The following is a 23,251-nucleotide window of genomic DNA, read 5'->3' as shown; positions in this document are numbered from 1 at the left end:
ATATTTTTCGATCGACAGCCTATCTTGCGCGGTGGATGGCTCTATCCTATGCCCGCGCGACTCTTGCCGCTTTACCTCTGGGAGGAAATCAATGAACAAGCCCGCCACCCCCACACACGTGCCCGGCCGCGGCCGCATCTACAATTCGATCACCGAGACGATCGGTGACACGCCGCTGGTGCGGCTTGATAAATTCGCCAGGGAGAAGGGTGTCGTCGCCAATCTGCTGGCCAAGCTCGAATTCTTCAACCCGATCGCCTCGGTCAAGGACCGCATCGGCGTGTCGATGATCGAGGCACTGGAGGCTTCCGGCAGGATTACGCCCGGCAAGACCACCCTGATCGAGCCGACCTCGGGCAATACCGGCATCGCGCTCGCCTTTGCCGCCGCTGCCAAGGGCTACAAGCTGATCCTGACCATGCCGGAAACCATGTCCGTCGAACGCCGCAAGATGCTGGCTCTGCTCGGTGCCGAACTGGTGCTGACCGAAGGGCCGAAAGGCATGAAGGGCGCCATCGCCAAGGCGGACGAGCTGGCGGCAACGCTGCCCGACGCTGTCATTCCGCAGCAATTCGAAAACCCGGCCAATCCGGAAATCCATCGCCGCACCACGGCCGAGGAAATCTGGAACGACACCCATGGCGAAGTCGATATCTTCGTTGCCGGCATCGGGACCGGCGGCACCATCACCGGCGTCGGCCAGGTGCTGAAGAAGCGCAAGCCCTCGGTGCATGTCGTCGCCGTCGAACCGGAAGCCTCGCCGGTGCTGTCGGGCGGCCAGCCAGGCCCGCACAAGATCCAGGGCATTGGCGCCGGCTTCGCGCCAAAAATCCTCGACACGACGATCTATGACGAGATCGTCAAGGTCTCGAACGAGGATTCGGTTGCCAATGCACGGCTCGTCGCTCGGCTCGAAGGTGTGCCGGTCGGCATCTCGTCGGGGGCCGCCCTGCAAGCGGCGATCGTCGTCGGCTCGCGGCCCGAGAACAAGGGCAAGAACCTCGTCGTCGTCATCCCCTCCTTCGCCGAGCGCTATCTCTCGACGATCCTGTTCGAGGGATTGGGCGCTTAGACACGAGCGTTTTTGACCGGTCAGTAGCGATCCTTCGCGATGCCCTCCGACATCAAATACTCAGTATCACGCGTCGGCGTGGACCGCTGAAAAACCACCTGTGGCGGGCGTCGTTCGCTTGAGCGGCGGGTCACTTCCGTATCAATCGTCGCTGCCCGGCAGGTGGAGGACTTTATGTACAAGCTCTATACGCGTGCCAATACCGGCGGCTTTGTCGTCGAGGCGGCGCTCGCTTTGGCGGGCGTGCCTTTCGACCAGATCGACGTTCCGAAGGGCCGACCCGACCAGGCCTTTCTTGATATCAGCCCCTTGAACCAGGTGCCGGTCCTGATCTTGCCGGACGGACGCTCGATGACCGAATCGGCGGCGATCTGCATCCTGCTGGCCGAGCGCCACCCCGAAGCAGGACTGGCGCCCGCAGCAAGTTCGGCTGACCGCGCCGACTTCCTGCGCTGGATGTTTTTCATGTCCTCCGTCATCTATTCGGCTGACCTGCGGTTCTTCTACGCTCATCGCTACACGACCGATCCCCGGGGCGTGGACGCTGTCAAACAGGCGGCGGTCTCGGAAATGGATCGCAGCCTCGCCATTCTCGATGCCGCCCTCGACGGCCGCGACTGGCTGGCCGGCGACCAACTCTCGCTGGCCGACGTCTATCTCGTCATGCTGGTGGCCTGGCATCCGGAGGTCGCGAAGGTTCCAACCGCTTGGCCGAACATCGAACGCCTGTGGGCCAATTTGCGGGAACATCGGGTGATGAAGAGGCTGAATGCTTCCCACGACATGTGGCCGGCCTAAGCACTCCGCCTTGTCTCAGTGTCTTTCCGCGCGGCCGAGCCCTGCCCGTCGTTCCTGCAGGAACCGGCGGACGGCCGGATCTCGTTCGAGGCCGATAGCCCGGTCATAGGCCTCGCTCGCTTGTGGAACTTTGCCGAGTCTGGCCAGCAGGCCCGCGCGGGCGGCCCAGTAAGGTTGATAGTCATACAGCCGCTTGTCGCCGCTGAGTTGATCAAGCGCGCCCAATCCTTGTGAAGCACCTTCGGCCTCGGCAATCGCCACCGCACGGTTGATCGACACCACCGGCGAGCCGGCAATCACCGACAGCGCGTCGTAGAGCTCCTTGATCGCGACCCAGTCGGTACAACCGGTCAGCCGCCGTGTCGTATGGGCGGATTGCACGGCGGCCTCGAGCTGGTAGCGGCCGACAACACCCTCGGCGGCCGCGCGCCCGAGCAGCGCCTCCGCTTCATCGATCAGGGTATCGTCCCACAATGCAAGATCCTGCTCGGCCAGCGGCACATAGTCACCCGCCGCATTGCGCCGGGCTGCACGCCGCGCCTCGGCGAACAGCATCAGCGCCAGCAGGCCGAGTGCTTCCGGCTCATCCGGCATCAGCGAGGCGATCAAACGGCCGAGCCAGATGCCTTCGGTCGCGAGATTGCGGCGCCGCGTTTCGGTGCCGGCCGGGTCGGACCAACCTTCGGCAAACGCCGCGTAGATCGCTTCCAGAACGGTGCCCAGCCGCTCGCCGAGCTCGGCCCGCTCCGGCACGCGGAACGGAATGCCTGTCTCGCGAATTCGCGTCTTGGCGCGCACCAGGCGCTGGCTCATCGTGGCTGGCGAGACAAGAAAAGCCGAGGCGATGGTCGCTGCGTCGAAGCCCAGGACCGTCTGCAGGATCAGCGGTGCTCGCACGCCGGCCTCAATCGCGGGATGGGCGCAGGCAAACATGAGCCTGAGCCGCTCGTCCGGCAGGTCTTCCTCGGCCATGCGCGCCTCCATCTCCTCGGCGATCAGTCTGAGGTGGTCGCGGCCCGCCTCGCGTGTCAGCCGCCGTCTGATCGCGTCGACGCGGCGCTTGCGTGCCACCGCCAGCAGCCAGGCTTCCGGCTTGTCGGGCACGCCCGCCTGTGGCCAACGCTCGAGCGCCGCTGCAAAGGCATCGGCCAATGCGTCCTCGGCAGCGGCCACGTCGCGCGTGCGTGCGGCGAGATAAGCGACCAGCTTGCCGTAGCTTTGCCGGGCGGCCGCTTCCGCCGCCGCCCGCGCAGTATCGGGCAATTCCGGCATCACATGGTGAGTTCCCAGATCGGCCGCACCTCTACCGTGCCGGTGCTGGCGCCCGGGCAGCGCGCCGCCCAGGCGATGGCGGCGTCGACGTCCTCCGCTTCGATCATATAGAAGCCGGCAAGCTGCTCCTTGGTGTCGGCATAGGGGCCGTCGAGCACGTTGGTCTTGCCATTGGCCATCCGCACCGAGGTAGCGGATTGCGTCGGCTTCAGCCGGTCGCCGGCGAGCCAGGCGCCGGATTTCTTCAGCGCTTCGGTGTAGGCGACGTACGCGCTCGACATCTGTGTCACCGCATCTGGTGGCGCGGCTGCCATCCCCGCTTCGTTTCCATAGATCAAAAGCATGTATCGCATGGTCTTCTCCCGTTTCTCGAAGGCCGCATCGTTGCGAGCCGGACTTATGTCGCGCGGCCCTGCCGGATTTCGACAAGCGCTGGAAAAATCTTTCTGCCGCGATGCGACCTCGCGCAAGCGCCAACGTGTTGCGGCACTGCTTAGCCGTTCGTCTAATCGCTGCTATTGCGGGTTGGCATTTCCCGCCCGCTGTCTAAACTCGCTTCGTGCCGCCGAGGAGGGCACGGCGGCGAATTTTCAGGGAGGAAATCGCATGCTCAATTTCAGAACGAAATTTGTTGCAGCCGGCGTGCTGGCGCTGTCGCTTGGCCTTGGCGCGGTATCGGTCAAGGCACAGGAATTCATCAACGTGCTGACCGGCGGCACGTCCGGCGTCTACTATCCGCTCGGCGTCGCGCTGTCGGAAATCTACGGCAAGGGCATCGAAGGCGCGCGTACTCAGGTGCAGGCGACGAAAGCGTCGGTCGAAAACCTCAACCTGCTTCAGCAGGGCAAGGGCGAGATCGCCTTTGCGCTCGGTGATTCCGTCAAGCTGGCCGCCGAAGGCAATACTGAAGCAGGCTTCCCAGGCAAGCTCGACAAGCTGCGCGGCATTGCCGCCATCTATCCCAACTACATCCAGATCGTCGCCAGCAAGGAATCCGGCATCAAGACGCTCGCCGATCTCAAGGGCAAGAGCCTTTCGGTCGGCGCGCCGGCCTCAGGCACCGAGCTCAACGCCCGCACGATATTTGCCGCTGCCGGGCTGAAATACGAAGACCTCGGGCGGATCGAATATCTGCCCTTCGCCGAATCGGTGGAGCTGATCAAGAACCGACAGCTCGACGCCACGCTTCAGTCGGCTGGCCTTGGGGTCGCGTCGATCCGTGACCTCGCCACCTCATTGCCGGTAAACATCGTTGCCGTGCCGGCGGAGGACGTCGCCAAGATCGGCTCGCCCTATCTTTCCGTGGTCATCCCCAAGGGCACCTACGAGGGCCAGACCGAGGATGTTGCGACCGCCGCCGTCGGCAATTTCCTGATCACCAGCGCCGATGTCTCCGACGAGACCGCCTACCAGATGACAAAACTGCTGTTCGAGCATCTCGACCAGCTCACCGCTGCCCACGCCGCCGCCAAGGCGATCGACCCGGCCAAGGCGCTCGACGGCATGCCAGTGCCGCTGCATCCAGGCGCCGAGAGGTATTACAAGGAAAAGGGATTGGTGAAGTAAGGAGCCATCCCTCCCCCTTGAGGAAAAGGTGAACAGCTGCCGAAGGCGAATGGACCGGTAGGGTCGGTTGAGGCCGTACACTGCCGCACCGACCCCACCCGCCTAGCTTCGCTCGCACCTCCCTCGGGGAGGGGAGCGCCCCGCCAGGAACCCCGCTAATGACCGCAACCCCGACCGTTCTTTCCCCCACAGCGGAAGCTCCTGTCGAAGGATTGCCGCCTGGCTTCGGCGAAGGCATCGCTGGCAAGGCGGCTTTTTTTATCGCCATCGCCTTCTCCATCTTCCAAATCTACATCGCCGCCTACGGCAGCCTACCGAGCCAGGTCATACGCGCCATGCATGTCGGCTTCCTGCTGCTGCTCGGCTTTGCCCTAATCGCCAATCTGCGCGCCAAAAGCGTCCCGGCGAAAGCAGTGTTCTGGACGCTCGGCCTGCTTGGTTTCGCCACCGGTCTGTACAATTGGGTGTTCTATGCCGACCTCATCCGCCGCTCCGGCTTTCTCACCACGCCTGACCTGATCGTCGGCGCGGTGCTGGTCGTGCTGGTCTTCGAGGCGGCGCGGCGGTTGATGGGGCTGCCGCTTGCCGTCATTGCCTTCATCTTTCTCGCCTACGCATTCGCCGGCAATCATCTGCCACCGCCGTTCATCCATCGCGGCTATGATTTCGCCCAGCTCGTCGACACCTTCGCCTACGGTACCGAAGGCATCTACGGCACGCCGATCTATGTCTCGGCCGCCTACATCTTCATCTTCGTCGTTTTCGCCGCCTTTCTTGAGCGCGCCGGCATGATCGCGCTGTTCAACGATTTTGCGCTTGGCCTGGTCGGCTCATGGCGCGGCGGCCCGGCGCAAGTCTGCGTGCTGTCCTCGGCGCTGATGGGCACCATTTCCGGCTCCGGCGTCGCCAATGTGGTGGCCAGCGGCCAGTTCACCATCCCGCTGATGAAGCGCTTCGGTTTCCGCTCGGCTTTCGCCGGCGCCGTCGAGGCGACCTCGTCGATGGGCGGTCAGATCATGCCGCCGGTGATGGGAGCGGTTGCCTTTATCATGGCCGAGACCCTGAACATCCCCTATGCCGCTGTGGTCAAGGCGGCGATCATTCCGGCGCTGCTCTATTTCGGCGCCTGTTTCTGGCAGGTGCACCTGGAAGCCGGCAAGGCCGGCCTGCACGGCATGGCCAAGGCCGACCTGCCCAACCCGTGGGATGCGGTGAGACAACATTGGCCGCTGGTACTGCCTCTCGCAGCACTGATCTACCTGCTGTTTGCCGGCTACACACCGGTGTTCGCCGGCACCATGGGCCTGGCGTTGACCATTGTGCTTATCCTCGGCACGCCGCTGGCAGCATCGATCGGGCCGCTCGCCTTCCGCATCGTCTTCTGGCTGGCGCTCGGGCTTGCCGCGGCTTCCTTCATGAAATTCGGCGTCAACATCCTCAGCCTGGTCATCGCCGTGCTGGTCGCCGCCTGCCTCACCTTCAAGGGCGGGCGCGAGACGCTGCGCATATGCGTGGATTCGCTTGCCGAAGGAGCAAAGAACGCGCTGCCGGTCGGCATTGCCTGCGCCATTGTCGGCATCGTCATCGGCACGTTGACGCTTACCGGCATCGCCTCGACCTTCATCGGCTGGATCATCTCGATCGGCGAGAACAATCTGTTCCTGTCGCTGCTTTTGACCATGCTCACCTGCCTGGTGCTCGGCATGGGCATACCGACCATTCCCAACTACATCATCACTTCGTCGCTGGCCGGGCCAGCGCTGCTGTCGCTCGGCGTGCCGTTGGTGGTCAGCCATATGTTCGTCTTCTATTTCGGCATCATGGCCGATCTCACCCCGCCTGTGGCGCTGGCCGCCTTCGCCGCCGCGCCCATGGCCAAGGAAAGCGGCCTCAAGATCGGCGTCCAGGCCACCAAGCTTGCCATTGCCGGCTTCGTTGTGCCGTTCATGGCGGTCTATACCCCGGCGCTGATGCTGCAGGACCCCGGCCTGATCGCCGCCCAGTTCGGCTATCCCGTCGAGGTCGCCTATATCGTCATCAAAGCCTGCATGGGTATCGTCCTGTGGGGCGCCGCGGCCGTCGGATTTCTCGCCCGGCGCATGGCCTGGTGGGAACGCCTCGTCGCCTTCGCCGCCGGCGTGCTGCTGGTTGCGGCGCTGCCGCTCACTGACGAGGCGGGCTGGGCGCTGTCCCTTGTCTGGATCGGCTGGCACTGCTGGCGCGCGCGGCAGGCTTCGCTGGCTAATTCAGCATGAGCCTCTGCATCGTCGCGGCCGGCAAGACGGTAACGCTCGCGGTCGCTGCCTTCACGCTCTCCTGGGTGCATTCGGTGGAGAAGACCCAGTGGCAGGAAGACTGGAAGGTGCTGCCGTCCGGCCTGCAGCTCGTCGAGGCCCGCATCAAGGGATCGGGCGCCGGGATGGAGCCGCCGCAAGGCTCGGTGCTGAGAAACGGCTGGTGGGTCTATGCGCCCAAGGTCGGGCCACAGCGGCGCCTCGCGCTCGCCGCCTCGGGCGCAACGGGTCAGGGCTGGACGCTGTGCACGGCGCAGGACTGTCGCGAATTGGCCAAGCTGGCAGGCGGCACGATCTCGCTGGAGCCGTGCGGGCCGGAGGGCTCCAGCCAGCCGCGGTAGCGGACGATCATGCCGGCAAGCGGATGCGAGATCTCGACATGGAAGCGGAAGCGGCCATCCTTCACCGTTTCGTAGGAAGTCGAGCGTGGACCGAGCCACATCGGAAGCGGCAGGCCAAAAAAACTCCAGCGGCGCAAGACCAGCGCCAGCCGGCCGTCTTCTGCAACCAGCGCCATCGCGAAGGTCAGCGGGCCGAAGCGTTCGCACAGCAGGCGCTGCGATCGACCCCGGCCCGCGGACTGTAGGCTCGAAAAACTGTGCTTGCCGAATGTGCGGGTCCAGGTCTCGCCGTCCTTGTCGGTGTCGAAGCGGACATGAACCGGGATGTCCTCGCTTGCCCCGGGGAAGCCGACCGTCCAGGCCATTAGCCGGCCAAGAACATTGCGCCCGCGTTCGACGCGCGCGCGGCCTGCGGCCGTGATCGTACCGTCATGCATTGACCGAATTGCCTCGGGAAGGCCTTGCCAGGCGGCACCGAGCAGCGCGGCATAAAGCGGCTTGTCCTCGTCCGCCGCCCCGTTCCTGAAGCCGGTGTAGATTGTCCGCCCGGCGAACAGGGCTTCATAATCCCGGAGCTCCAAATCGCGCACGGCAGCCCGTGCGCCCGGCGCGGGCTGATCTCCGGCCAATGCTTTGCGGACCAACGCTTCGACCGCCATCGACGGGATCAGCGGCCCGTCATTGCCCTCCGCCAAGAGATGCCACGAGCGCTTAACGGTGGCGCCCGCCCGGTCCGATCCCTCCACCTCGACGAACATGCCGCCGCGATGCTCGCCCCAGCACAGCCGGTTCGTTGCCTGATGCATCAGCGGCGCCAGCGGCGAAAGCGAACCGATCAATCCGGCGCGCACAAGCCAGGCGAGGCCGATCAGGGCGCGGTGCAGCGTCTCGGGAACCGGCCCGGCGCCCATCCAGATGGTCTTCGCCTCCGGCCAAAGCTTGGCCAGAGCGCGCAGGTCCGGAACGTCGACCAGCGAGAACAGCGTGTTTCGAAGCGGCAGCCGGCCCGGCGGCGCGACGGAGTAGCGCAATTGCTCTGTGAACGGATGGCCTTGTTCGGGACGGCCATTGCGAACAAGCCGCACCGGCTGACCGGCGTAACCGGCGATAGCCCGAATGACGTTCTCGCCGACTCCGGCAAAGGGCGACGGCGCGATGCCGCCGCGAATGCCGTCGACCCGCGTCAGGTCCGAAGACAGGCGACGCACCACTGCCGCCGTCAGCACCGGAAAGCTCGACACGCCGGACAGCACGAAGACGCCGGCGTTTCGCGCCGCCTCGTCGAACGCAGAGACACCGGCGACGAAATCCGAGCCGTCGGCTAGATCGAGATAGTTGATGCGCCGGGCGATGCAGCCCTCGATCAGGCGATAGCGTCCCTCGCCATAGGCCTGGAACGGACCGCTCGCGTCGACTACAATATCAGGCTCTAATGCAGCGAGTTGCGCGGCGAGATCGCCGTCACGGTCGAACAGTGCCGGCACCAGCTGGGCTGCTGTCGGGGCGCGCTTCTTGCAATACGCGTCAGCCTTGGCGAGCGAGCGCCCGGCGACAAAGAGGATCAGATGCGGCTCGCCCTCCAAAAGCTCGACAGTGCGACCGCCAAAGGTGCCATAGCCGCCGACGACAAGAACCTTCATCCGCAGTTCCCCCAACAGTTCCCCCAAAATGCCCCGCCCGCTCCCGGCCACGGCAACGAATCTAGCCGATCAATCTTGCCCTCACCTCGGCGGAAGGGATTTCGCAATTGTCTTTCTTGCCGAACAGGGCGTAGCGGTTCTTTGCGATGCGGCCGTAGAGCCAGTCGCGAAGCGGGCGCGGCAACAGCAGCAGGATCCGCGCCGACCGACACGGCCAGCCGAGTTCGGCCATGACGGCAACGAAACTGTCCAGGCGGGTGAAAGCCGCGCCATCGACGATGACGAGATTGGTCTCGTAGCGATCCGTCCGCAGCCCGTATTTCTTGAACAGCACCTCGCCGAACGGTGACTGCGCCGTTACGAAATGGAAGTGGCCCTTGCGGTCGAGCTTCACCACCATGCGCACAAAGCCCGAGCACAACACGCAGACGCCGTCGAACACGATCAACGGGCGACTTGCATCGAATTCCGGCGGTTCAGGAGAATGGTTCGGCTTGACGGTCACGTGGCGCCTGACAGCTGGTGTCAGATGAAACTAGGCCTGCCGGCGGCTGGATCAAAGCCCGGAATGTCAGGGCCTTGGCGTTGTCGCACGCCGTCTGTCGGTCAGCGCAGGGCGCTCGGCGCGATAGGTCGTTGACCGGTTGTCGGCGTCGGGCCGGCAGATCCGGCTGTCGTGACGGCTTTCCGTGGTCATCATCAGTGCACGCTGATCCCAAGCGTGTTGCCACGGCGCGCGCAGGCGGGGCCTGGGCCGCGCATATAATAGCGCTCAGGCCGATAGGTCGGAGCGACGAATTCGCGGATGGCGGCGGCATAGCCGGCGATTTGATTCCAGAAGCTCATTTTACTCGGTCCCTGTCCCGCTTCGGATGTCCCTTCCGAATTGCGGGGATCATAGCGTCCAGGCGTGAATAGTCGGTGAACGCGATGTTAATCTCTGGTCGAAAATGCCTTTGTTCATGGCTGGAATGCGGCTGATTCGCGGTGTTTCCATGCAGTCCGTCGGCATTTCGTCCAGTGTGACTTTTGCATCACATATGTTTCGCCTGAATGTCGCAGAGGCGCGGTTTTGTTTCAGGTTTTGCCGGACCGCGAAATTTCCGTGCACGCGGCCGGAAAACCAGGAACCGGCCCGTCAGCCGCACGTTGATTTCCCAGTGCCGGGACGAACCGGCTCCGCAGGCTGTGGTGCTCGGGTGGGCCGCAGCCAAAAAATCCGAAACCGCAAGAGCAATGGAAAGGCAAAGGCCATGGGTTTCTTTTCGAAGGATATCAAAACCCTCGACGACCTCTTCGTGCACACGCTGCGCGACATCTATTACGCTGAAAAACAGATCGAGAAATCGCTGCCGAAGATGATCGACAAGGCGAGTGATCCGCAGCTGAAAGCCGGCTTTGAGAAACATCTCGCTCAGACCAAGGGTCATATCCAGCGTGTCGAGCAGGTGTTCGAACTGCACGGCGTGAAGGCCAAGCAGGTCGACTGCCCAGCCATCGACGGCATTCTCGAAGAAGCCGACGACGTCAGCGGCGACATCGCCGACAAGGAGGTCCTCGACGCTGCGCTGATCGCCTCCGCCCAGGCGGTCGAGCATTATGAGATGACCCGTTACGGCACCCTGATTGCTTGGGCCAAGCAACTGGGCCGCAGCGACTGCGCCAATGTGTTGGCCAACAACCTCAAGGAGGAGCAGGCAACCGACCGCAAGCTTACCGAGATAGCGGAAAGCAAGGTCAACCTGCAAGCCGCCGAGTAGCGCAGTGAGCGAGAACAAGGCAAGGCTGGGTTGAAAGCCCGGACTTGCTTTTGCGCCGCCGGAACCGGAACGGACTTTGCCCGTTCTCGGTTGAACATTGTCGTGCAGGGAGTTTGTCATGGCGCCGCGCCCGGCCTGGAGAGGGTATCTCAAGCTTTCGCTGGTCACTTGCGCCGTCGAACTGACCAATGTCGTCACCCAGGCGGAGAAAGTCTCATTCCGCGTGCTCAACCGCAAGACCGGCAATACCGTCAAGCGCGTCTATGTCGATTCGGCAAGCGGCAAGCCGCTCGATGAAGGCGACGAGATCAAGGGCTACGAAATCGGCGACGGCGACTTCGTCCAAATCGAGGAGGAGGAGATCGAAGCCGTGCAGATCGAATCCTCGCACACGATGAGCCTCGATGGTTTCATCGAAAAATCCTCGATCCAACAGATCTATCTCGACGCGCCCTATTATGTGACGCCTGCGGACGAGGTCTCGGAAGAGGCCTTCGCCGTCATCCGCGACGCCATGGCCGCCAAGAAGACGGCGGGGCTAGCCCGCATTGTGCTCTATCGCCGCGAACGTCCGGTGGTCATCGAGCCGTTGGGCAAGGGTCTGCTGCTGACGACCTTGCGCTATGGCGATACGGTTCGCAGGCCCGAGATAGTGTTCGGCGACATCAAGACGGTGAAGACCGACGCCGAGATGATCAGGCTGGCCGAACACATCGTCGATGAGAAACAGGCGGCGTTCGATCCTTCCGAATTCGAGGACAAATACGAAAATGCCCTGATCGAGCTGGTCCGCGCCAAGAAGGCCGGCAAGAAGGCACCGAAGGCCAAGGCGGAACCACGGCCCTCCAACGTCGTCAACCTCTTCGATGCGCTGAAGAAGAGCCTTTCGTCGGAAGCCGGTGCGCCGGCAAAGACCGGACGCCCGGGAAAAGGCGCCAAGTCCAAAGCCGCCCGGCGCAAATCTGCTTAGGATCCGCCCATGGCCAGCCTCGAGCAGTATCACGCCAAGCGCAATTTCAAGAAGACGGCCGAACCAGCCGGCAAGGTTTCGCGCGGCAAGAAAGCCGTGGCGGGTGGCATCTTCGTCATCCACAAGCATGCCGCCACCAGGCTCCACTACGACCTTCGTCTCGAGCATGGTGGCGTGCTGTGGAGCTGGGCCGTGACGCGAGGCCCGAGCCTCGACCCGCACGAAAAGCGGCTCGCCGTGCACGTCGAGGACCACCCGATCGACTATGCGCCGTTTGAAGGCACTATCCCGAAGGACCAATATGGCGGCGGCTCGGTCATTGTCTGGGACGAGGGAACTTGGGTCCCCGATGGCGAACCGGCAAGGGCGATGAAGAAAGGCCATATCAGTTTCGAACTGTATGGCCGCAAATTGCATGGCGCCTGGCATCTGGTGCGGCTGAAGCCGCGTCCGGGCGAAAAGCGTGACAACTGGTTGCTGATCAAATCCGACGATGCCGCCGCGCGTCCGGGCGAGGACATTTTGCAGGAGGCGCCGCAATCGGTGAAATCCGGCCTGACCATCGAAGAGGTCGGCGAAGGCAAGACCGCCGACGGCAAGAAGCCAAGCGTCTGGCAGTCCGACAGGCCGGCCGCCAGCAAAGCGAAGGCCGTCGCGGCAAGGCGGCTGGAATTCATCGAACCGGCGCTCGCAACGCTGGAGCGGGACGCCCCGCCCGGCAAGGACTGGCTACATGAGGTGAAGTTCGACGGCTATCGCATGCAGGCGCAGCTTGCCGGCACCGAGGTGCGGCTTTTGACACGCGCCGGCCTCGACTGGACCGACAAATTCGGTGGCGCAATTGTCGCGGCACTTGGCGGCCTGAAATGCACCGATGCTATCATCGACGGCGAAATCGTCGTGCTGGCGCATAATGGCGTGTCATCATTCTCGCTGCTGCAGCAAGATCTGTCGGCGGGCCGTACGGATCGTTTCATCTACTACGTTTTCGACCTGTTGCGTCTCAACGGTGAGGATATCCGTTCAGAGCCGCTGGTCGAGCGCAAGGAAAGGCTGCGCACTTTGCTCGCCGGACAGGCCGAGGATCAGGCCGTGCGCTTCAGCGACCACTTTGCCGAGCCCGGCAAGATCATGCTGGAGCATGCTTGCCGGCTGGGGCTCGAAGGCGTCGTCTCCAAGCGCGCCGATGCGCCCTACCGCAGCGGCCGTGTCCCGTCCTGGGTGAAGTCGAAATGTACGGCGCGCCAGGAATTCGTCATCGGCGGCTACATGCCGTCGGACAAGACCGGGCGGGGCCTGCGCTCGCTGCTGGTCGGCTATCACGAGGGCGGCAAGCTGCGCTATGCCGGCCGCGTCGGCACCGGCTTCACGGCCAAAAGCACCAACGAGCTGAAGAGGAGGCTTGATGCGCTGAAGACGACAACCTCGCCCTTCGACAGGGCGGTGCCAAGGGGCAAGGGGCTGGTCTGGGTCAAGCCCGAACTTGTTGGCGAAGTGGAGTTTCGCAGTTGGACGTCGGACCGTATAATACGCCACGCGTCGTTCCAGGGATTGCGCGAGGACAAGCCGGCGGAGGAAGTCGTGCAGGAGAAACCGAAAGCACGCTCAGCTCCGGCAGAGTCGAAGCCAAAGCCCGCCAAACCCGCGGCCACGGCGAAAACCTCGGTTACGCTGTCCCGCCCCGACAAGCTTCTGTGGCCGCAGGAGAACGTATCGAAGCAGGATCTGGTCGATCACTACGCGCTGGTCTGGCCGCGCATGAAGCAATTCGTCATCAACCGGCCGCTCAGCCTCGTGCGGGCGCCGGACGGTGTTGGCGGCCAACGGTTCTTCCAGAAGCATGCCTCGGCCGGCATGCACGACAAGATCGCCGTGGTGAAGGACCCCACCGACGGCGAGGAGATATTGTTCATCCGCGATTTCGACGGTGTCGTGGCCCTCGTTCAACTCGGCGTCGTCGAGATCCACATCTGGGGCTCGACCACGGACGAGCTGGAAAAACCAGACCAGATCATCTTCGATCTCGATCCCGACGAGGGTGTCGACGTGAAGGCGGTGCGTGCCGCGGCGCTCGATATCCGCAGCCGGCTCGACGAACTGTCCCTGCCTAATTTCGTCAAGACCTCGGGCGGCAAGGGCTATCATGTCCTCGTCCCGCTGAAGCCGTCGGCGGACTGGGACGAGGTCAAAGGCTTCGCCCATGAGTTCGCCCGAGCGCTCGAGCAAGCCGCACCCGACCGCTACACGGCGACGCTGTCTAAGAAGGCGCGCACCGGCAGGATATTCGTCGATTATCTGCGCAATGGCCGTGGCGCGACCACGGTCGCGCCCTATTCGTCGCGCGCCAAAAAAGGCGCCACGGTATCAATGCCGGTGACCTGGGCGGAAATCGAGGCCGGATTGCCGCCGAACGCCTTTCCGATCGGCGACAAGACGACGCTGAAGCGGCTTGGGCAAGCCGATCCCTGGGAGGATTTTTTCAAGCAGGCCAAGCCGCTCAAGCGCGGCTAGAGCAATTCCAGGAAAAGTGTGGAACGGTTTTCCGTCTGGGATTGCGTCAAAACAAAAAAGATAGAGCGGTTCGGTGTTTCCGTGAAACGACGAGCCGTTCTAGTGCGTCGAAGCGAGCCGTCAGGCGAGAAACGTCTTCTCGAACGCCTGCTTGCCTGTCGGCGAGAAAATCACCGCACGGCTGTCCTTCTCGCGCCGCGCCCATTTCTCGGCGAGGATCTTGTCGAGAATGGCGGCGCCCAGCGTGCCGGCGAGGTGCGAACGCCGCACGCTCCAGTCGAGGCAGGCCCGGCACACCGGTCGCCGCGCCTTGCCCTCGACATCGATGCCGATCGCGGCGAAATGCGAGGCGGCCGACGGCCCAAGCTGAATCTCCTCATCATCTCGCAGGAGCACTTGTCGAGCGACGAGACGGTCCAGCATCGCCACCGCCTGCTCGCCGGCGAGGTGGTCGTAGCAGACCCGCGCCACGCGCATGGCCGCGTCGCGTGGGCCAGGCCGCACTCGTTGCGGCCCGGCCGCAGCGGCAACACCTGTGATCGCCTCGATCATGCCTGCTACCTGCGGGCCGGCGAGGCCGTAGTAGCGATGCCGTCCCTGGCTTGCCAGCGTCAGCAGCCCGCCTTCCATCAGCTTCGACAGATGGGAGCTCGCTGTCGGAAGCGACACCCCGGCCTCGAGTGCCAGTTCACTCGCCGTCAGTGCCGTGCCGCCCATCAGTGCGGACAGCATGTTTGCCCGCGCTGGATCGCCCACCAGGCTGGCAATGCGGGCTATGTCAGGTCCTTCGCGCATGGTTCGTTCCTCATCGAAGCATCCTCGTCAGGAAAGCATTAGTCTCGATGCAAATCAAGGAGACAACGATGCCTGCAAGGACCATTCACGGCGCCGCGCCTGCTCGCCGGCCGTTCCCGTTCATTGTCTTGCGGCGCTTGCGGCTGCGGCTCCTGAAGCGGTGGTACGACCGTCATCTGCAGCGTCTCGACCTCGCCGAGATCGACGATCATCTGCTGCGGGACCTTGGCCCGACACCTGAAGACGTCCGCCGCGAATGCGCGAAATCGTTCTGGCAGGCATGATCAGCGAAGGATTTGCCTAGCATATCGATCTTCGGAACGTTTCGATCCGGCTCGAACTGTGACCGCAAGAAAACATCCACCGCCAAGGAGGCGAAAATGACCATCACCTGCTTCATCCGCTACGAGATCGATCCGTTCGGCAAGGCGGCGTTCGAGGAATATGCACGCAATTGGGGGCAGGCGATCCCGCGTTGCGGCGCCGATCTGATCGGCTATTTCGCGCCGCACGAAGGCTCGGCCACCAGGGCTTATGCCGCCTACAACATCGACAGTCTTGCGGCCTACGAAGCCTACCGCGCCCGGCTCGCCGCCGATCCCGCCGGTAAGGCGAATTACGAGTTCGCCCGGCGGGAAAAATTCATCCTGAAGGAGGACCGCACCTTCCTCAAGCTGGCCTCCGGGCCACATGCTCCGTTGGTGAAACCATGATCGCCGTCATCTTCGAGGTCGAGCCGGCGGCGGGCATGCGCGATGCCTATCTCGGCATCGCCGCCGATCTGCGCCCACTGCTCGACGGCATCGACGGCTTCCTGTCGATCGAGCGCTTCCAGAGCCTTGCCGATCCGAACCGCATCCTGTCGCTGTCCTTCTGGCGCGACGAGGATGCGGTGAAGGCCTGGCGCAACACGCAGGAACATCGGCAGGCGCAGAAGGCCGGGCGCGGCGGTATCTTTGCGGACTATCGTTTGCGTATCGCTCATGTCGTGCGCGATTACGGCCTGACCGAACGCGCCGAGGCGCCTCAGGACAGCCAGGCGGTGAATGGTTAAGCATTCCCGATCAGCACCCCTGCCGCAAACACCAGCGCGCCACCCAGCACCACCTGGAAGGCGGCGCGCCAGAATGGGGTCTGCATGTAGCGGTTCTGCACGAAGGCGATCGCCCACAGCTCGAAGAAAACCACCACGGCGGCGACAATGGTCGCCGTCCAAAAAAGCGGGATGAGATAGGGCAGCGCATGGCCGAGCCCGCCCAGCGTCGTCATGACGCCGACGGTCAGCCCGCGTTTTGCCGGCGAGCCGCGGCCAGATAATTTGCCGTCGTCGGAAGCCACCTCGGTGAAACCCATCGAGATGCCAGCGCCGATCGAGGCGGCAAGCCCGACCAGAAAGGTCTGGAACGTATCATGCGTGGCAAAGGCGGCGGCAAAGATCGGCGCCAGCGTCGACACCGAGCCATCCATCAGCCCGGCCAGCCCCGGTTGCACATAGGTCAGGATGAACTGGCGCTGCTCGGCCGCCGCCTCTTCGTCCTTGACCGCGCCCGGCACATGCTTTTGCTCCAGCCGCTGCGCCAGTGTCTCGTGGCCCTGTTCTGCGATCGCCAGGTCGTCGAGCAGCTTTCGCGTCGACGCATCGCCTGTGCGTTTGGCCGCCTCGATATAGAACAGGTAGGCTTGGCGCTCCATGGCCTCGGCCTGGCTGCGCACATGATCGATGCCGAGCGGCCTCACCAGCCAGTCCGGCTTGCGCTCGTAATAGCCCTTCACATGTTCGCGCCGGATCAGCGGTATGCGCTCGCCGAAGCGCTTGCGGTAAAGCTCGATCAGCGAATCGCGATGGCCGTCCTCCTCCTCCGCCATCTCCTCGAACACCTTGGCCGATTGCGGAAAGCTCTCCGCCAGCCCGTCGGCATAGGCGCGATAGATGCGCCCGTCATCCTCCTCGGAGGAGATGGCGAGCGCCAGGATCTCCTGTTCCGAGAGCGATTCAAAGGGACGGCGGCCGAAGCCGAAAACGCGGGAAAGCATGAGAAATTCACCCTAGTTTAGAACGGTTCTAAACTAGAGCTTCGCACATGCTCGGTCAATCGTGCCCGCTCCACTCATGCTCAAAGGTACAGGCTTCAAAATCCCGAACACATTGCCGTTGCTATCGGCAAACGTTCACCTATATAACCGAATCTCAACCAAGAGAAAGGAACCCGCAGATGCTGGAAAAACAGCAGCCGTTTGACCCCAAGCCGGTTCTCGACCTGATCGCTAACATCGAGGCGGACTTGCAGCGCCTGAAAGGGCTGGTCGAGCAGCAGGTCGAAAAATTTGATCCCGCCAATCCGCATAACAAGGCTCCCGACGGCAAGTTGACCGAGGAGGGCGTCGAGTGCTGCTATCGCCTGTTCGACGAAGGCAAGTCGCGCTATTCGGTCGCTCAGCAGATGAAGATCTCCTTCGCCGCTGCCACCCATCGCTTCAACACCTGGCGCAAGATCGGCGGCCCCAAACGGCAAAAGACGCTGTTGGGGTGAGGGGCGGCCGGCAAATGCCGGTAAATCGGCAGCGATTTGTCGAAATGACGAATGCATGGCGGAGGGCGGAGGAGAGGTGGGTGACAGTCACGCCCACTCCTGCCTCCAAGTCGAATTGTAACGGTCACATTTTTTCATTGGTGCGCGGCTTCCCTTTCCGTGCACCATAGGCCGTCTCATCTCTTGCAGGACCCAGCCATGATCACCCCTCCCGGCATCGCCGATATTCACAGTGCAGCAGCGCGATTGTCCGGACTGATCGTCGAAACGCCGCTGATCGAATCGCCGGAGTTGAACAATCGCTTCGGCGCCAGGATCCTGTTCAAGCCGGAGACGTTGCAGCGCACCGGCTCGTTCAAGTTCCGCGGTGCATACAACAAGCTCTCCTCGCTCTCGGCGGAAGAACGCGCCCGCGGCGTCGTCGCCTTCTCGTCGGGTAATCACGCGCAAGGCGTTGCCGCCGCAGCGGCGATGTTCGGCGTCAAGGCCGTCATCGCCATGCCCGCCGATGCGCCGGCGATGAAAGTCGGCAATGTCAGGAAGATGGGCGCGGAAGTGATCACCTTCGACCGGGTCCGCGACGATCGCACTGCCGTCGTCCGTTCTTACGTGGAAAAGGGCATGGTCCTGGTGCCGCCCTACGACGATCCGGCCATCATCGCCGGCCAGGGCACGATCGGCCTCGAATTGATGCGCCAAGCAAGAGCGCTTGGCGTCAGCCTCGATGCGGTAGTGGTTCCCTGCGGCGGCGGCGGGTTGAGCAGCGGCATTTCGATCGCGGTCAAGGATGCCCCGCCGGGCACCGCCGTCTGGGCCGTGGAACCTGAGCATTTCGACGACACACGCCGCTCGCTGATCAAAGGCGCCAGGGTGTCGAACGCGCCCGGCCACACCTCGATCTGCGATGCCCTTCTCGTCGCCGAGCCGGGCGCCATCACTTTCGAGATTAACCGCAAGAATCTCGCGGGCGCCATCGCCGTTTCCGACAAGGCGGTGGCACAGGCGATGCGCGATGCGATGGCTTGTCTGAAGCTGGTGGTCGAACCCGGCGGTTGCGTCGGCTTGGCCGCGCTGTCGTCAGGCGAGATCGACCTTGCCGGGAAATGCATTGCCGTGGTGCTCTCCGGCGGCAATGTCGATCTCAGCACCTATGCCGAGATCATTGCTGCCAGCTAAGATAGCAACCAATTCCAGGTCATGTGCCGGTTCGAGGCGCTCGAGCCTCCGTTGCGCCCAGCCGAACCGGTACCCTTCAAAGACTGAGATCAATGAAACTGTTCTTCAGCCGCAATCCCAATCCTCGCCTCGCGGTCGCGGTGGCACGGTATCTCAACGCCAAGGTCGAGTTTGAATTCGCCTCTCCCTTCGCTCCGGGCCAGGCCGAGCGATTTCGGCCGCTCAATCCAAATCTTTCATTGCCCATCCTTATAGGTTCGGGAAAAAGCCTCTGGGAGGCCGACGCCATAGCCTGTCGGCTTTCGCGCGATATGCATTCGGATTTCTGGCGCGCTGGCGACGACGAGCCCGAGATGATCCGATGGCTGAGTTGGGGGAAAGAGAACTTCGCAAGAGCCTGCGATGTCGTGCATTTCGAACGCGGGACCAAACAGCGCTATGGGCTCGGCCCGATCGATCAGGCGCGGGTTGAGGAGGGCCTGAGCGACTTCCGCACGGCCGCTGCCATACTTGATGCCGAGCTTTCTGAGCGAGAATGGCTGGTCGGCGCTTCGGTTTCCTATGCCGACTTTCGAATGGCGACGTTTCTGCCCTTCAACGATGTCGCCCGATTGCCGCTCGATGACTATCCCTCTGTCAGTCGCTGGTATCTTGAACTCGAAGAAATCGACGCCTGGCGCGATCCCTTCGAAGGGCTCAATGCGCCTGAATTGACACCGGTCCCGGGCTAGGCCAAGTCCGTGTAAATCTCGATCATTTGCACAAGCGGATCGAGTTCGACCCTAATCCAGCGTCCGGCGGAACCGCACCAGCGCAATACCGGCGAACAGCGCCACGAACACCACCAGCCAGCCGATTTCCGTTGCCACCGCCGGCAGCTCGGCGCCCTTCAGCATCACCGCGCGGATGATGCGCAGGAAATGCGTCAGCGGCAGCACCTCGCCGAAAATCTGCGCCCAGTCCGGCATGCCGCGATAGGGAAACATGAAGCCGGACAGCATGATCGACGGCAAGAAGAAGAAGAAAGTGAGCTGCAGGGCCTGCATTTGCGTGCGGGCGATCGTCGAGATCGTGTAGCCGAGCAGCACCAGCGCCAAGACGAAGATAAGGACCGCCGTCAACAGCAGCGACATCGACCCGGTGAAGGGGATGGCAAACAGAAGCTTCGAGGCTGCCAGCACCACCAGCACCTGCACGGCGCCGACCGCCAGATAGGGCAGCACCTTGCCCAGCATTATCTCGAGCGGGCTGGACGGCATCGCCAGAAGGTTCTCCATCGTGCCGCGCTCGGTCTCGCGCGTCAGCGCGATCGAGGTCATCATCACCATCGTCATCTGCAGGATGACGCCGAGCAGGCCGGGCACGATGTTGTATTGTGAGACGGCTTCCGGATTGTAGCGCCGGTGCACCACCACCTGGAGCTGGCCCCGGGCAGCTTCGGCCGCCGTCTCCTGCATACCGCGTGCCCTGAGCAGCGCCTGATTGGCGACGGTGCCGAGCGTCGAGATGGCGCCGCTGGCGACGGCCGGGTCGGTCGCATCCGCCTCGATCAGGATCTGCGGGCTGTCGCCGCGCTCGACCCGTCGGGCAAAATCGGCGGGAATGGTGACGACGAAGGCGACGTCGCCGCGCGCCATCAGGAATTCGGCTTCGGCGGCACTTTGCGCAACATGGTCGAAGCGGTAATAGCCGGTGGTCTGCAGCGCCGAAACCATGGCCCGCGTGTAAGGATCGCTGCTCATCGTCACCAGCGCTGCCGGCAGGCTCTTCGGATCGTTGTTGATGGCATAGCCGAACAGCACCAGCTGCATCAGCGGTACGCCGAGCATCATGGCGAAGGTGATGCGGTCGCGCCGCATCTGGATGAACTCCTTGATCAGCAGCGCGCCTAGCCTGGCGAACGAAAAGATGCTGTCTATCCCATTTTTCATCCCATGTTGTCCTTCGAACCGGACATGAACTGGATGAACACATCTTCCAGGCTGGTCTCGCCGGGCGATACCGTGACGCCCTTGTTTTCCTTCTCGACATCGGCGAGGGCTGCCTGAAGTGCCGTCCTGTCGGAGCCGACGACATGCAGCGTCGCGCCGAACGGCGCCACCTGGTCGACGCCGGGGCGGCCATGAAGTGCGGCAGCGACCTGATCGAGCCGCGGCCCTTGCAGGACGAAGGTGGTCAGCCCGGCATTCCTCACCACGTCCTCGACCGTGCCGGTGGCCAGCATCTTGCCGTAGGAGATGTAGCTGATGCGGTGGCAGCGCTCGGCTTCGTCCATGTAGTGGGTAGAGACCAGCACGGTCAGGCCGCCGCTCGCCAGCCGGTGGATCTCGTCCCAGAATTCGCGTCGCGCTTTCGGGTCGACGCCCGCCGTCGGTTCATCGAGCAGCAGCAGTTTCGGCTTGTGCATGATGCAGGCGGCCAGCGCCAGCCGCTGCTTCCAGCCGCCGGACAGGGTGCCGGCCAACTGGTTCCTGCGCGATGTCAGGCCGAGCTCCTCAAGCGTCTTAGCAACGTGCTCGTCGAGCGGCTTCAGCCGGTAGAGCCGTGCCACGAATTCGAGATTCTCGCCGATCGTGAGATCTTCGTAGAACGAGAATCTCTGCGTCATGTAGCCGACTTCGCGTTTGATCCGCAGGCTGTCGGTGCGGATGTCGAAGCCCAGAACGGTGCCTTCGCCCTCATCCGGCGTCAGCAAGCCGCACATGATGCGGATGGTCGTCGTCTTGCCCGAGCCGTTCGGTCCGAGGAAGCCGACGATCTCGCCCTCGGCCACAGCCATAGTCACATGATCGACGACGGTCTTGTCGCCGAAGCGCTTGACCAGGCCGTGCACGTCGATGACGTTCATTTTCCGATGTCCGCCAGATCGACGTCGACGATCTGCCCGGGCTGCAATGCGCTGGCGTCGCCCTCCGGCCGCGCTTCGACCAGATAGACCAGCTTTTGCCGGGTCTCGAGCGAGTAGATCACCGGCGGCGTGAATTCCGGATCCGGCGACACGTAGCTGACGCGAGCCTTCACGCCCGATCCGCAGCCGTCGCAACGGACGTTGAGCAGCGTGCCGACGTCGACCGAGGAGAACGCGCTTTCCGGCACATAGACGCTGAGCTTCACCGCGCCATCCGGCAGCATGGAGATGACCGGCGCGGTCGGCCCGGCCGTGTCGCCAGGATAGCGGATGACATCGTTGACGCGGCCGGGCGAGGGCGCCGTCAGCACGCGCTTCGACAGCCGCCATTGCGCTTGCTCCAGCGCCGACTGCGCCTGCCTGACCTGATTGTCGGCGGCCTTGATCGTCTCCGGCCGTGCCGGCAGGCCGCCGACGGCGAGATTGGCCTCCGCCTGGCCGACCTGCGCGTTGGCCGTCTCCAGCGTCGCGGAAGCCGTGTCGTAGTCGGCCTGTGTGCCGGTGCCGCGTTTGAACAGATCGCTGGCGCGGATGTAACGGCGTTTGGCGTCGGCGGCTTGCGCCTTGGCCATGTCGAGCTGCGCCTTGAGCACCGCAATCTCTTCAGGCCGCTTGCCGACCTGCAGGTCGGCAAGTTGCGCCTGGGCCTGCGCAAGGGCCGCCTCGGCTTGTGCGATGGCGATCTTGGCGTCGGCGTTTTCCAGCGTCACCACCGGCGTGCCGGGCGCGACGCGGTCGCCGCGCTTGACCGCAATCGTCTCGACCTGCGCCACCTCGATCGGCGCGAGCAGGACGTAGTCGCCCTCGACGTAGCCGACGGCGAGCGGTGCTGCCGGCGCGCAGGCGCTGAAAAGCTGGGCGGCAAGCGGCAAAGAACAGAGCAGGCTCATGATCCACGATCCTTTCGGGCAGCCAAATCGCGGCGAGCCAAAATCGCGCTGAGATTATCCGTCACCACCGCCGCGATCTTTCCGGCCTCGTCATTGCCGATCTCGCGCCAGCCCATGCGGCGCATAACCGCCTCGCGGCCGATGCGGAAATAGACGACCTGGCCAATTAGCGTGAACACGGTGAGTTTTGTGCGCTCGCTCTCGGCCGGCTCGCCCGTCGCCTGTTCCCAGATCAGGCAGAGCCGGTTATGCGCCGGTTCGAACACGCCGTCATAGATACGGTCGAGCGCCGCGGTAGGATGCGACAGCTCGCGCAGGACGAACTGTACAATCTCGCCGGCTTCCGGCCTTGCCGCGATGAAGGCGACCATCCGCTCCAGTGCGACGGCTAAATGTGCCCGCGCGGCCTCGGTGTCGGCCAATGCCGCGACCGGCGCCTGCAGATTGCCGATCGCCTGGCCGGCAACGGTCTGGATGGTGTCGACGATGTAGTCGGCCGCCGCGTTGCGGAGCCCTTCCTTGCCGCCGAAATGATAGGCGATCGAGCCGATATTGGCCTTGGCCTCCGCCGCGATCTGGCGCGTCGAGGTGCCGTCGAAACCTTGCCGTCCGAACAGTTTCAACGCCGCGCGGACAAGTGCCGCCCGCGTCATATCGGCGGCGGTCTTGGGCGCCTCATGAGGAAGGCCGCTGGCGCTGGGCGATTTGATCATGGGCCAACAATTTA

The 23,251-nt window shown here is 63.5% G+C and carries 25 protein-coding genes; 14 read left to right on the top strand and 11 right to left on the bottom strand.

Annotation, left to right across the window (positions count from 1 at the left end):
- Positions 1–91: 91 nt before the first annotated feature.
- Entirely contained in the window at positions 92–1,072 is a 981-nt protein-coding gene (gene cysK / locus NKH49_RS10250) for a cysteine synthase A (protein WP_023718844.1), read from the top strand.
- Between the two features lie 174 nt (positions 1,073–1,246).
- The gene (locus NKH49_RS10245) at positions 1,247–1,870 is read left to right on the top strand and encodes a glutathione S-transferase family protein (RefSeq protein WP_352614748.1); all 624 of its coding nucleotides are present in this window, start codon (positions 1,247–1,249) and stop codon (positions 1,868–1,870) included.
- Positions 1,871–1,885: 15 nt separating this feature from the next.
- Here NKH49_RS10245 and NKH49_RS10240 read toward each other — a convergent pair whose 3' ends face one another.
- Both NKH49_RS10240 and NKH49_RS10235 read right to left on the bottom strand, forming a co-directional pair.
- Positions 1,886–3,142: an RNA polymerase sigma factor gene (locus NKH49_RS10240; RefSeq protein WP_352614792.1), complete on the bottom strand. Its 1,257-nt coding sequence runs from the start codon at positions 3,140–3,142 to the stop codon at positions 1,886–1,888.
- Positions 3,142–3,495: a YciI family protein gene (locus tag NKH49_RS10235; protein WP_352614750.1), complete on the bottom strand. Its 354-nt coding sequence runs from the start codon at positions 3,493–3,495 to the stop codon at positions 3,142–3,144. Before NKH49_RS10235 ends, NKH49_RS10240 begins: the two co-directional genes overlap by 1 nt.
- Before the next feature lie 253 nt (positions 3,496–3,748).
- Between NKH49_RS10235 and NKH49_RS10230 the strand changes: the two genes are divergently transcribed.
- The 3 genes from NKH49_RS10230 (at position 3,749) to NKH49_RS10220 (ending at position 7,343) form a co-directional block, all read left to right on the top strand.
- On the top strand, positions 3,749–4,708 hold the full coding sequence (locus tag NKH49_RS10230) for a TAXI family TRAP transporter solute-binding subunit (RefSeq protein WP_352539793.1): 960 nt from the start codon (positions 3,749–3,751) through the stop codon (positions 4,706–4,708).
- 158 nt (positions 4,709–4,866) lie between these two features.
- Positions 4,867–6,963: a TRAP transporter permease gene (locus NKH49_RS10225; protein WP_352926003.1), complete on the top strand. Its 2,097-nt coding sequence runs from the start codon at positions 4,867–4,869 to the stop codon at positions 6,961–6,963.
- On the top strand, positions 6,960–7,343 hold the full coding sequence (locus NKH49_RS10220) for a DUF1850 domain-containing protein (RefSeq protein ID WP_352451865.1): 384 nt from the start codon (positions 6,960–6,962) through the stop codon (positions 7,341–7,343). The genes NKH49_RS10225 and NKH49_RS10220 overlap by 4 nt, the downstream gene beginning before the upstream one ends.
- Here NKH49_RS10220 and NKH49_RS10215 read toward each other — a convergent pair.
- The 3 genes from NKH49_RS10215 to NKH49_RS10205 form a co-directional block, all read right to left on the bottom strand.
- The gene (locus NKH49_RS10215) at positions 7,232–8,983 is read right to left on the bottom strand and encodes a saccharopine dehydrogenase family protein (protein ID WP_352614752.1); all 1,752 of its coding nucleotides are present in this window, start codon (positions 8,981–8,983) and stop codon (positions 7,232–7,234) included. The two genes, NKH49_RS10220 and NKH49_RS10215, sit on opposite strands and share 112 nt — an antisense overlap.
- Positions 8,984–9,044: 61 nt before the next feature.
- Complete coding sequence (locus NKH49_RS10210) at positions 9,045–9,488, bottom strand: thiol-disulfide oxidoreductase DCC family protein (RefSeq protein WP_352473583.1); 444 nt, start codon at positions 9,486–9,488, stop codon at positions 9,045–9,047.
- A 194-nt stretch (positions 9,489–9,682) separates the two neighbouring features.
- The gene (locus NKH49_RS10205; protein ID WP_023718851.1) at positions 9,683–9,829 is read right to left on the bottom strand and encodes a hypothetical protein; all 147 of its coding nucleotides are present in this window, start codon (positions 9,827–9,829) and stop codon (positions 9,683–9,685) included.
- Positions 9,830–10,236: 407 nt separating this feature from the next.
- Here NKH49_RS10205 and NKH49_RS10200 point away from each other — a divergent pair, with 407 nt between their 5' ends.
- The 3 genes from NKH49_RS10200 to ligD all read left to right on the top strand — a co-directional run bounded on the left by NKH49_RS10200 (position 10,237) and on the right by ligD (position 14,224).
- A complete protein-coding gene (locus tag NKH49_RS10200) occupies positions 10,237–10,743 on the top strand; it encodes a YciE/YciF ferroxidase family protein (RefSeq protein WP_352473615.1) in 507 nt (168 codons plus the stop codon).
- Positions 10,744–10,861: 118 nt separating this feature from the next.
- On the top strand, positions 10,862–11,713 hold the full coding sequence (ku, locus tag NKH49_RS10195) for a non-homologous end joining protein Ku (RefSeq protein WP_352539795.1): 852 nt from the start codon (positions 10,862–10,864) through the stop codon (positions 11,711–11,713).
- A gap of 9 nt (positions 11,714–11,722) precedes the next feature.
- Positions 11,723–14,224, top strand: a complete 2,502-nt coding sequence (gene ligD, locus NKH49_RS10190) for a DNA ligase D (RefSeq protein ID WP_352614755.1) — start codon at positions 11,723–11,725, stop codon at positions 14,222–14,224.
- A 120-nt stretch (positions 14,225–14,344) separates the two neighbouring features.
- On the opposite strand, the gene NKH49_RS10185 is transcribed toward ligD, so the two are convergent.
- The gene (locus tag NKH49_RS10185) at positions 14,345–15,019 is read right to left on the bottom strand and encodes an ArsR/SmtB family transcription factor (protein WP_352539797.1); all 675 of its coding nucleotides are present in this window, start codon (positions 15,017–15,019) and stop codon (positions 14,345–14,347) included.
- A gap of 68 nt (positions 15,020–15,087) precedes the next feature.
- On the opposite strand from NKH49_RS10185, the gene NKH49_RS10180 reads away from it, so the two are divergent.
- The 3 genes from NKH49_RS10180 (at position 15,088) to NKH49_RS10170 (ending at position 16,073) form a co-directional block, all read left to right on the top strand.
- A complete protein-coding gene (locus NKH49_RS10180) occupies positions 15,088–15,303 on the top strand; it encodes a DUF1127 domain-containing protein (protein ID WP_352614757.1) in 216 nt (71 codons plus the stop codon).
- Positions 15,304–15,399: 96 nt separating this feature from the next.
- The gene (locus NKH49_RS10175) at positions 15,400–15,732 is read left to right on the top strand and encodes an NIPSNAP family protein (RefSeq protein ID WP_352614759.1); all 333 of its coding nucleotides are present in this window, start codon (positions 15,400–15,402) and stop codon (positions 15,730–15,732) included.
- Positions 15,729–16,073 carry an antibiotic biosynthesis monooxygenase family protein gene (locus tag NKH49_RS10170; protein WP_352473592.1) on the top strand — a complete coding sequence of 115 codons (345 nt, stop codon included), beginning with the start codon at positions 15,729–15,731 and terminating at the stop codon, positions 16,071–16,073. Before NKH49_RS10175 ends, NKH49_RS10170 begins: the two co-directional genes overlap by 4 nt.
- Here NKH49_RS10170 and mbfA read toward each other — a convergent pair.
- Positions 16,070–17,053: an iron exporter MbfA gene (gene mbfA, locus NKH49_RS10165; protein WP_352473594.1), complete on the bottom strand. Its 984-nt coding sequence runs from the start codon at positions 17,051–17,053 to the stop codon at positions 16,070–16,072. The genes NKH49_RS10170 and mbfA overlap by 4 nt on opposite strands.
- Before the next feature lie 179 nt (positions 17,054–17,232).
- Between mbfA and NKH49_RS10160 the strand changes: the two genes are divergently transcribed.
- The 3 genes from NKH49_RS10160 (at position 17,233) to NKH49_RS10150 (ending at position 19,457) form a co-directional block, all read left to right on the top strand.
- The gene (locus NKH49_RS10160; RefSeq protein ID WP_352451855.1) at positions 17,233–17,550 is read left to right on the top strand and encodes a hypothetical protein; all 318 of its coding nucleotides are present in this window, start codon (positions 17,233–17,235) and stop codon (positions 17,548–17,550) included.
- 198 nt (positions 17,551–17,748) lie between these two features.
- On the top strand, positions 17,749–18,726 hold the full coding sequence (locus NKH49_RS10155) for a threonine/serine dehydratase family protein (protein WP_352614761.1): 978 nt from the start codon (positions 17,749–17,751) through the stop codon (positions 18,724–18,726).
- A gap of 92 nt (positions 18,727–18,818) precedes the next feature.
- A complete protein-coding gene (locus NKH49_RS10150) occupies positions 18,819–19,457 on the top strand; it encodes a glutathione S-transferase family protein (protein ID WP_352614763.1) in 639 nt (212 codons plus the stop codon).
- Positions 19,458–19,508: 51 nt separating this feature from the next.
- On the opposite strand, the gene NKH49_RS10145 is transcribed toward NKH49_RS10150, so the two are convergent.
- From NKH49_RS10145 to NKH49_RS10130, 4 genes are read right to left on the bottom strand one after another with little or no spacing between them, the layout of a single operon-like run.
- Positions 19,509–20,645: an ABC transporter permease gene (locus NKH49_RS10145; RefSeq protein ID WP_352473617.1), complete on the bottom strand. Its 1,137-nt coding sequence runs from the start codon at positions 20,643–20,645 to the stop codon at positions 19,509–19,511.
- Between the two features lie 8 nt (positions 20,646–20,653).
- Positions 20,654–21,574 carry an ABC transporter ATP-binding protein gene (locus tag NKH49_RS10140; RefSeq protein ID WP_352614765.1) on the bottom strand — a complete coding sequence of 307 codons (921 nt, stop codon included), beginning with the start codon at positions 21,572–21,574 and terminating at the stop codon, positions 20,654–20,656.
- Entirely contained in the window at positions 21,571–22,524 is a 954-nt protein-coding gene (locus NKH49_RS10135) for an HlyD family secretion protein (protein WP_352473602.1), read from the bottom strand. The genes NKH49_RS10140 and NKH49_RS10135 overlap by 4 nt, the downstream gene beginning before the upstream one ends.
- Complete coding sequence (locus NKH49_RS10130; protein ID WP_352473604.1) at positions 22,521–23,237, bottom strand: CerR family C-terminal domain-containing protein; 717 nt, start codon at positions 23,235–23,237, stop codon at positions 22,521–22,523. The genes NKH49_RS10135 and NKH49_RS10130 overlap by 4 nt, the downstream gene beginning before the upstream one ends.
- Between the last annotated feature and the right edge of the window lie 14 nt (positions 23,238–23,251).

Source organism: Mesorhizobium sp. M1088 (assembly GCF_040318575.1).
Lineage (GTDB): Bacteria > Pseudomonadota > Alphaproteobacteria > Rhizobiales > Rhizobiaceae > Mesorhizobium.
Note: the sequence above shows the minus strand (reverse complement) of the source record. Positions and strands in the feature narration are given on the sequence as shown.

What these genes read in the sequence shown, in the direction of transcription:
- cysK (WP_023718844.1), top strand. Translation starts at nt 92, where the DNA reads ATGAACAAGCCCGCCACCCCCACACACGTGCCCGGCCGCGGCCGCATC.
- NKH49_RS10245 (WP_352614748.1), top strand. Translation starts at nt 1,247, where the DNA reads ATGTACAAGCTCTATACGCGTGCCAATACCGGCGGCTTTGTCGTCGAG.
- NKH49_RS10240 (WP_352614792.1), bottom strand. Translation starts at nt 3,142, where the DNA reads ATGCCGGAATTGCCCGATACTGCGCGGGCGGCGGCGGAAGCGGCCGCC.
- NKH49_RS10235 (WP_352614750.1), bottom strand. Translation starts at nt 3,495, where the DNA reads ATGCGATACATGCTTTTGATCTATGGAAACGAAGCGGGGATGGCAGCC.
- NKH49_RS10230 (WP_352539793.1), top strand. Translation starts at nt 3,749, where the DNA reads ATGCTCAATTTCAGAACGAAATTTGTTGCAGCCGGCGTGCTGGCGCTG.
- NKH49_RS10225 (WP_352926003.1), top strand. Translation starts at nt 4,867, where the DNA reads ATGACCGCAACCCCGACCGTTCTTTCCCCCACAGCGGAAGCTCCTGTC.
- NKH49_RS10220 (WP_352451865.1), top strand. Translation starts at nt 6,960, where the DNA reads ATGAGCCTCTGCATCGTCGCGGCCGGCAAGACGGTAACGCTCGCGGTC.
- NKH49_RS10215 (WP_352614752.1), bottom strand. Translation starts at nt 8,983, where the DNA reads ATGAAGGTTCTTGTCGTCGGCGGCTATGGCACCTTTGGCGGTCGCACT.
- NKH49_RS10205 (WP_023718851.1), bottom strand. Translation starts at nt 9,829, where the DNA reads ATGAGCTTCTGGAATCAAATCGCCGGCTATGCCGCCGCCATCCGCGAA.
- NKH49_RS10200 (WP_352473615.1), top strand. Translation starts at nt 10,237, where the DNA reads ATGGGTTTCTTTTCGAAGGATATCAAAACCCTCGACGACCTCTTCGTG.
- ku (WP_352539795.1), top strand. Translation starts at nt 10,862, where the DNA reads ATGGCGCCGCGCCCGGCCTGGAGAGGGTATCTCAAGCTTTCGCTGGTC.
- ligD (WP_352614755.1), top strand. Translation starts at nt 11,723, where the DNA reads ATGGCCAGCCTCGAGCAGTATCACGCCAAGCGCAATTTCAAGAAGACG.
- NKH49_RS10185 (WP_352539797.1), bottom strand. Translation starts at nt 15,019, where the DNA reads ATGCGCGAAGGACCTGACATAGCCCGCATTGCCAGCCTGGTGGGCGAT.
- NKH49_RS10180 (WP_352614757.1), top strand. Translation starts at nt 15,088, where the DNA reads ATGCCTGCAAGGACCATTCACGGCGCCGCGCCTGCTCGCCGGCCGTTC.
- NKH49_RS10175 (WP_352614759.1), top strand. Translation starts at nt 15,400, where the DNA reads ATGACCATCACCTGCTTCATCCGCTACGAGATCGATCCGTTCGGCAAG.
- NKH49_RS10170 (WP_352473592.1), top strand. Translation starts at nt 15,729, where the DNA reads ATGATCGCCGTCATCTTCGAGGTCGAGCCGGCGGCGGGCATGCGCGAT.
- mbfA (WP_352473594.1), bottom strand. Translation starts at nt 17,053, where the DNA reads ATGCTTTCCCGCGTTTTCGGCTTCGGCCGCCGTCCCTTTGAATCGCTC.
- NKH49_RS10160 (WP_352451855.1), top strand. Translation starts at nt 17,233, where the DNA reads ATGCTGGAAAAACAGCAGCCGTTTGACCCCAAGCCGGTTCTCGACCTG.
- NKH49_RS10155 (WP_352614761.1), top strand. Translation starts at nt 17,749, where the DNA reads ATGATCACCCCTCCCGGCATCGCCGATATTCACAGTGCAGCAGCGCGA.
- NKH49_RS10150 (WP_352614763.1), top strand. Translation starts at nt 18,819, where the DNA reads ATGAAACTGTTCTTCAGCCGCAATCCCAATCCTCGCCTCGCGGTCGCG.
- NKH49_RS10140 (WP_352614765.1), bottom strand. Translation starts at nt 21,574, where the DNA reads ATGAACGTCATCGACGTGCACGGCCTGGTCAAGCGCTTCGGCGACAAG.
- NKH49_RS10135 (WP_352473602.1), bottom strand. Translation starts at nt 22,524, where the DNA reads ATGAGCCTGCTCTGTTCTTTGCCGCTTGCCGCCCAGCTTTTCAGCGCC.
- NKH49_RS10130 (WP_352473604.1), bottom strand. Translation starts at nt 23,237, where the DNA reads ATGATCAAATCGCCCAGCGCCAGCGGCCTTCCTCATGAGGCGCCCAAG.